The organism is Cecembia sp., assembly GCF_007126775.1.
Taxonomy (GTDB): Bacteria; Bacteroidota; Bacteroidia; order Cytophagales; family Cyclobacteriaceae; genus Cecembia.
The window spans coordinates 1-6,853 of sequence record NZ_SLAP01000241.1 but is presented as its reverse complement, the minus strand read 5'-3'; the positions used below and the strand labels follow the sequence as shown (position 1 = coordinate 6,853).

7 protein-coding genes are annotated in these 6,853 nt (G+C 39.6%); 3 read left to right on the top strand and 4 right to left on the bottom strand.

Annotated features, from left to right (window positions below; translation table 11 throughout):
• Positions 1-397 precede the first annotated feature (397 nt).
• From QZT73_RS15985 to QZT73_RS15975, 3 genes are all read left to right on the top strand, one after another.
• Complete coding sequence (locus QZT73_RS15985) at positions 398-1,087, top strand: carbonic anhydrase (RefSeq protein WP_291777623.1); 690 nt, start codon at positions 398-400, stop codon at positions 1,085-1,087.
• Positions 1,088-1,176: 89 nt separating this feature from the next.
• Entirely contained in the window at positions 1,177-2,022 is an 846-nt protein-coding gene (gene ppk2, locus QZT73_RS15980) for a polyphosphate kinase 2 (protein ID WP_291777620.1), read from the top strand.
• A gap of 1 nt (position 2,023) precedes the next feature.
• On the top strand, positions 2,024-2,797 hold the full coding sequence (locus QZT73_RS15975) for a polyphosphate kinase 2 (protein ID WP_291777618.1): 774 nt from the start codon (positions 2,024-2,026) through the stop codon (positions 2,795-2,797).
• On the opposite strand, the gene QZT73_RS15970 is transcribed toward QZT73_RS15975, so the two are convergent.
• From QZT73_RS15970 to QZT73_RS15955, 4 genes are all read right to left on the bottom strand, one after another.
• Complete coding sequence (locus tag QZT73_RS15970) at positions 2,794-3,333, bottom strand: hypothetical protein (protein ID WP_291789219.1); 540 nt, start codon at positions 3,331-3,333, stop codon at positions 2,794-2,796. The genes QZT73_RS15975 and QZT73_RS15970 overlap by 4 nt on opposite strands.
• Before the next feature lie 9 nt (positions 3,334-3,342).
• Positions 3,343-4,806 (bottom strand): pyruvate kinase, encoded by a 1,464-nt coding sequence (locus QZT73_RS15965; RefSeq protein WP_291789215.1) that lies wholly within the window; start codon positions 4,804-4,806, stop codon positions 3,343-3,345.
• A 213-nt stretch (positions 4,807-5,019) separates the two neighbouring features.
• A complete protein-coding gene (locus QZT73_RS15960) occupies positions 5,020-6,519 on the bottom strand; it encodes a DUF5982 domain-containing protein (RefSeq protein WP_291789212.1) in 1,500 nt (499 codons plus the stop codon).
• Positions 6,520-6,718: 199 nt separating this feature from the next.
• Complete coding sequence (locus QZT73_RS15955; protein WP_291789221.1) at positions 6,719-6,829, bottom strand: hypothetical protein; 111 nt, start codon at positions 6,827-6,829, stop codon at positions 6,719-6,721.
• Between the last annotated feature and the right edge of the window lie 24 nt (positions 6,830-6,853).

Genomic DNA, 6,853 nt, shown 5'->3' with positions numbered 1-6,853 from the left:
TCCTCTTCACTGTGCTGATGATCTTCCTCACCTTGTTGGACAGGGTGGGCGTGGCTGATTACCTGCCCATTTGCATCGATGTGATAATGTCTGTTGCTCAGACCATTCCATAGCACCATGCACCAAACTAAAAATGGTGTTAAAGCTAAGGCTTTGCTATGTCGGATTTTATTTATCACAATTCAAAAAAAGATATTTCCAGTCAATAATGCAACTTTGTTGCTAATAAATCTTAATTGCACAGCTTTTTTACTCAAAAAACCTACATTAAGTTTCAGAATTGAAGCGTATATCAACAAATTTTTTTCGAAATACAAGATTCTTGTATTTGGGTGACTATTGATACAATTTTTTCTAGTCTCAAACCCGAAATTTGGTATCTATAAAATCCAATAATATGTTACGCTTAGGTTTATTGACTGGGATATTGATATGGAGTTTGTTTTCTTGCAAACCAAGGGCAGTAGACCAGCATTTGGAAGAGATCCCGAAGGAAAATTTATTGGATGTGTTGATGCAAGGTAACCTACGTTTCGCAGAGGACCATCCTATTCATCCTGATCAGACTTTGGATAGGTTAAGAGAATTGAATAAGGGACAGCATCCTGTTGCCGCCATTGTGAGCTGTTCGGATTCCCGTGTTCCTCCTGAGTTGGTTTTTGACCAAGGTCTCGGTGATCTCTTTGTCATCCGAAATGCAGGTAACATTGTTGGAGATTATGAAATCGGTAGTTTGGAATATGCAATTGGGCATCTCGAAGTTCCCTTGGTGATTATTTTGGGCCATACCAATTGTGGGGCAATAGGAGCCTTTGTGGATCATGACCATGACCACTCTCATCATTACTCCGAGTACATCCAAAAAATCATTGATTTCATAGATGCGGAAGAAGAAGAGAAGGCTTTGCCAAGAGATATTCCCAATTTTTATGAAAAAGCCATTGAGGCTAATGTGCTTCATGGCGTGCATGCAATTAAAAATAGCCTTCCTATTGTTAATAAGCTTATCGAAGAAAAAAAATTACGGGTAGTAGGTGCAATTTACGATATGGAAAGTGGGAAGGTGAGGGTTTTGAAAGAGGATTAATATTCGCTTCATTTAAGGCATGTATAATTTGATGCTGATTTTTTGTATCTTGATTGGATCAATTTGTTGTACCCTACTTGAAATGGTGAATGTTAACACAAGAAGACCTTAATCAATCCCTTACCAGAAAAGAGCTCGTTAAAATTTCAAAAAACAGAGGAATTAAGCTCAAAAAAACTCTCAGGCGTACGCAATATGAGGAGGAGTTGTTGCTCTTACAGACTGAACTCGCTTATTTACAACAGCATATTGAAAAAAACAGCCTTAGGGTAGCAATCCTATTTGAGGGAAGGGATGCGGCCGGAAAAGGGGGATCCATCAAAAGATTTGTTGAGCATCTGAATCCCCATACTTCAGGGGTGGTAGCTTTGACCAAACCTACAGACATAGAACGTGGGCAGTGGTATTTTCAAAGGTATATTGAAGCATTGCCAAATAGAGGAGAAATCAATTTTTTTGATAGAAGCTGGTACAATAGGGCCGTGGTAGAACCTGTAATGGGTTTCTGCACCAAAGATCAATACAAAACATTCATGGCCCAGGTTAACCACTTCGAACATATGCTTCTTGAGGATGGTATTAAAATCATCAAATTTTGGTTCGATATTACCAAGGATGAACAAAAGAAGCGTTTTGATGACCGAAAAAACAATCCATTGAAGGAATGGAAATTTAGTCCAGTAGATATGAAATCCCAAGAACTCTGGGATGAAAATACCCATTTCAAAGAAAAAATGTTTTCAGGCTCTCACACAGCCTATTGTCCATGGATAGTTGTTGATACCAATGATAAACATACTGCAAGACTGGAAAGTCTCAGGTATGTGTTGTCTCAATTTGATTATGAGGATAAAGGTGTATCTGGAGCTGAATTGTTAATTGACCCCAATGTCGTTTATAAATATTTCCGTCAACCCAAAAGCTTGGAATTATAATATGGAACTTAACGAAGAAGACTTAAAAATGCTGAATTCCAAAATAGGTCTTAAGCATTTGTTGGCCCATAAAAAGGTTGATCTCAAGGAAGCCCTGACGGCAACCCGTTACGAATTAACTCTCAGAGAAATCCAAGCCGAGTTAGTGAAAATGCAATTGTGGATAATTGCCAATAATATGAAGGTGATGTTACTTTTTCATGGTGGAGATCCTTCAGAAAAATCTGGCATTATCCGGAAAATTCTATCCCATAATAACCCAAGACATTATCGTGTGGAGGTCAATCTTCCCCATCGCTCCCAAAAAACCAATGGAGAATGGTATTTCAAAAAGTTTGTGGAAAAGTTGCCCCAAGAAGGTGAAATGGTGTTTTGGGACAGGAGTTGGTATAACAGGGCAGTTATAGAGCCGGTTCATGGACTTTGTACTCAAAAAGAATATGAGATGTTTATGGAGCAGGTTAATGCTTTCGAGAAAATGCTGACCGATTCAGGAATAACCTTGATCAAATTTTATTTCAATATCAGTAGAAAAGAGCATTCCAGGAGACTTAAAGAAGTAAAAAAAAGCCCATTGACAAAGTGGAAAATGACACCTTTCGATGAGCATTCCAAGGAATTGTGGGCAGAATATAAAAATTACAAGGAAAAAATGATATCTCAGACCCATACAGAACATGCTCCCTGGATTGAAATCAACAAAGAAAGAAGAGAAGAAGAAATGATTGAGGCTGCGCGTCAACTGCTTAGCCTTATTCCTTATGGTAAAGATTAATTTTTGCGGAATCTGGTAAAAGCAATGATGGACAGAGCGGTTACCGCACCGGCTATAGCAAAAAAGAATTTCAATCGGACCATTTCCTCGAAGAGAAATAGGCTATCCGCGTAGCCTTGATTGATCCAATTGGTTAATCTGACGTTTTCAACAATATCAAAAATCCAAGCCAATAGTTGCAGGACTGCCAAAGTGGACAAGATCACTTTTATCCCTTGGTAACGCCCCTTATGATCCAATAATTTTTCCCTTTCAATCACCATTTTTCTGGCCCAGACACAAAGGATAAACAATGCGGGAAATAAAGTGGACATGAAAAAATAATCTATCCATAATTGTTTGAGAACAAACGCTTTTTCATCCTCAATGCTCCAGGCTTTCAATAACGTATTGAAGTTATCCACAGAGCCTGGCAATTCAAAATCCATGATATTGAAACTGTATCCAGAGGCTTGTTCAAACTGATACTGATGGATCCGCATCCAAGAAAAAGTCAATACAGCCAGGAAAAGAAAAACGAAAAAGGCATATTTCATACCTACAATTTAACTGTTAATAAACCTTTCTGCAATTTTCAAGGGTCTAAAAACAAAGCGTTTTTTGATACGGTGCGTAGATCTTCTCTTGAGAATGTCCCTTAAGAAATCCAGAACTTTTTCTGTGTATGGTCCTTTGTTGATCATGATGCATTCCGCCATACCAGCATGGGTGGCATCGGTAATTTCGGAGCGGGTGGCCAATCCAAACTTATGCAGGCTTTCCAAAACCTGTGTGGCCCAGATGACGGGAAGGTGTGCTGCTTCACAAATCCACAGGATTTCTTCCTGAATTTCACTTAACCTTTCAAAACCGATCTCTACAGCCAAATCTCCTCTTGCAATCATTACCCCTGCTGCAGGTTCTTTTAAGGCTTCAAGCAAAAGCTCTGGCAGTTTATCCACGGCTTCCCGCGTTTCAATTTTTAAAATGAGATGTGGATAAGTAGGGCTAATCTGAAAGAGGTATTTTCTTAATTCTTCTACATCTTTTGCTGATCTTACAAAGGAATACCCTATCAAATCAGCATGCTTACAAATAAAAGGAAGGCAGCTTTTGTCATAATCAGTCAATGAGGGCACATTCAGGCTACTGTCCGGAAAGTTGATTCCCTTTCCGTCTTTGATAAAGTTTTTCTTTGTTGACACCCGTTGAACCCTTAGCCCAACTTTATTCCTTTCCAGATTTTCCACCACGCAGCGGATCATCCCATCGTCTATATATACCCGGTCGCCTTTCAATAAGCTGTTGATAATTCCTTTTTCACCGGGGCTGATCCATACCCCTTTTTTATCCACATGCTTTTTCTCCTCAGCCATCCAGATTAAATTCCCTTCCTGTATTTTTGTTTTGCCTTTTTCTCTTCCCTTGTCGAGCAATTTTGTTCTGATCTTTGGACCTGCCAGATCCATATAAATCTTGCAGTCCAAAGTGGTTTCTTTACAGGCTTTTTTTATTTGTTTGATCATGTTTTGCCAAACCTCCGCCGTATCATGTGCACAGTTGATTCTGGCGATACCCATTCCTTTTTGCAATAGCCTTTTTACCTTCTCCAAGTCCGAAGCAAAATCCATATCAAAAGTAACCATGAGATGGGGAGCCCCTTTTTCTGTTTTTTTACCAAATAATTGGTTGCTTCTGCGAAAAAGCTTATCCCTGCCTGAGGATTGGGAACAAACATCCAGTTTATTAACGGGATAAACATGCCCTAATCTTTGTCGGATATTTTGGATTTGTCTTAGAATGTGGCTTTCCGAACTGGCCAAAGAAGAAAGGCCTTCTTCATGAAGCATATCTTGAAGATTACGGATATCCTTACTTCTTAAGGTAAGGTATCTAATAAAGTTTTGGGCAGATTCCCTTTGGTCTGTTTCTAAAAATTGCCAGCTATTGCTTTTCAAGTCCAAGATTTGTTCCATGTCTTTTTCAAGAAATTGCAATTGCTCATCGATGTAATCGAAATGATGGGACATATAGGCATACGATTATGGGATTAAATTTAGTGAATAAGGGATTGCCTCTAAAAAATTTAATGTTAAGTTTTCCCAGCACATGAGAAACTGAGTGATATGACCAATATGAAAAGCCACCCAGATTGCTTAAAAATAAGAAAACAGCTTTTTTGATTTATATGAACACAAAATAGCTGTTTTTACTATACAGATCAATCCTGTGTAGGAATGCTTTTAGAAAATATGGCCAAAACCAAAGAAGAACTGACCGCCTTCTCTACTTTGTGCATAGTCAAGGCGGAGGATGGTGGATTGGTTCCAGGCGATTCGCCCACCAATTCCTGGGGCTCCCCTAAAGTTGTTGAGCTGTACATCACTCATTCCTTCCCACACCGTTCCAAAATCATAAAATGGCGTAATGCCTAAAGCGAAATGCTGGTTTAAGGCATTGAAATCATGCAACCTTGCCCGCATCTCCAGATTGACAAGGCCAACCGTAGGAGCTAAGAAACGTGCCTCTCTATAACCCCTTAGGGATCTTCCCCCTCCCAACACCAGGATCCCTCCGGCCTCTGCCTGGGATGATAAATCCCACATTTCAATGAAGTTGATTTTAGGACCCCAAATATGGCCAAAGGCAGCCAATCCTGCAAAAGTCAATCGATTCCTGTCATTTTTCCAACGATGGAAGGTGTGGATAAACTGCCCCTGAACCATGAACTTGTTGAAATTAAACTCAGAACCTATCCAAGGTGCGGAATACTCATGAGAATATTGGAGGAAAACTCCCTTACTTGGATCGGGCTCCAAGTCTCTGGTGTCATAAATTAAGGCACCTGCAAGCATGCTTGTAAACTGGAATCTGTCTTGAAAGCCTGCCAGATTAAACCTTTCCCAAGTCCCATCATTTTTCTGAATATTGGCAAGTGTAGGTCGCTGTATGGCTTCTACCGCTGTACCATTTGCCAAAAAGGCTTCTTCTGCAATCCTGCCCGTGTAGTCCTCGAAAGCCGTAAAGAGCATTTCATAGCCAAACATGATCCTCAATTTGCCGCCCATTTCTACCCGTTCTCCCAAAAAGTTGAATAGTTTTTCCTTCTGGATAAATTGATTGAAGTGGGTATCGGTATGCAACCTTCCTCCATTACCTGGCACGGCAATCCTGAGGTTGTTTTCATAGGCAGCGACCCTGTTAAACTGCCGAATAGGACCGTCAGCACCTTCAGATTTATCGGTAAACTGCAACCTGTTGAGGGACTCTCGGCCTATTCCCCAATACTGGGCATTGGGATCTTCCCATAATACGGCATCCACCCGCAATCTCCATTTGGAACCGAAGACATAAGGTACGTCCAAATTGACTGCCGCTTTGATCCTTCCGTTTTCAAACACGAAGAACTCGGTATTTACACTGTATCTATAAGGGGTGTAGTAAAAGAAGGGATCTTCCTCTGTTTTGTTTTGGAATAAAAACACATTCCCCCCTACTCCAAAACCCCGGATGGGATCAAATTCAAAACGGGGAAGTCCAGTAATGAAAAACCCCTCTTTTTTATTGAGAATATCTTCTTTGGAAAGCTGCTTTTCTTTGGAAATTTCAAAAGGAAGGGAAATTGTGTCAAGAATGTTTAAGCGATTGGTGTTTTTATGATGTAGTATGCTAAATGTATCTTGTCCTATGACATCAAACCCGCTATTTAAAAGCATACAGGTAAAAATCAGCAGTTTTTTCATGATGGCACACCTTTCAAACTTCAGTTGGTTTTTGTTTTCTATTGCCAAATTTGATGTTTAAGGAGCAGTTATTGGTGCCAATAATTCAAAAGCATCGGCAACAAATTATCCAATCATTTGGCATTACAAAAGTCCGAAGTTGAAAGCATAATCCTTGTTAGAGCTATCTTAGAAAAAAATTAGAATTTTATTAGAACTTTTAGCTTTTTGGTAAAAAAACTTCAAAAATGCTTCCTTTTATTACATCAGAAGTTACTTTGATTTCCCCTAAGTGCATGTCTACAATTTTCTTGACCAATGTGAGTCCTATGCCGGATCCTTTTGCAAAATTTTT

What these genes read in the sequence shown, in the direction of transcription:
- QZT73_RS15960 (WP_291789212.1), bottom strand. Translation starts at nt 6,519, where the DNA reads ATGAAAAAACTGCTGATTTTTACCTGTATGCTTTTAAATAGCGGGTTT.
- ppk2 (WP_291777620.1), top strand. Translation starts at nt 1,177, where the DNA reads ATGTTAACACAAGAAGACCTTAATCAATCCCTTACCAGAAAAGAGCTC.
- QZT73_RS15975 (WP_291777618.1), top strand. Translation starts at nt 2,024, where the DNA reads ATGGAACTTAACGAAGAAGACTTAAAAATGCTGAATTCCAAAATAGGT.
- QZT73_RS15965 (WP_291789215.1), bottom strand. Translation starts at nt 4,806, where the DNA reads ATGTCCCATCATTTCGATTACATCGATGAGCAATTGCAATTTCTTGAA.
- QZT73_RS15970 (WP_291789219.1), bottom strand. Translation starts at nt 3,333, where the DNA reads ATGAAATATGCCTTTTTCGTTTTTCTTTTCCTGGCTGTATTGACTTTT.
- QZT73_RS15985 (WP_291777623.1), top strand. Translation starts at nt 398, where the DNA reads ATGTTACGCTTAGGTTTATTGACTGGGATATTGATATGGAGTTTGTTT.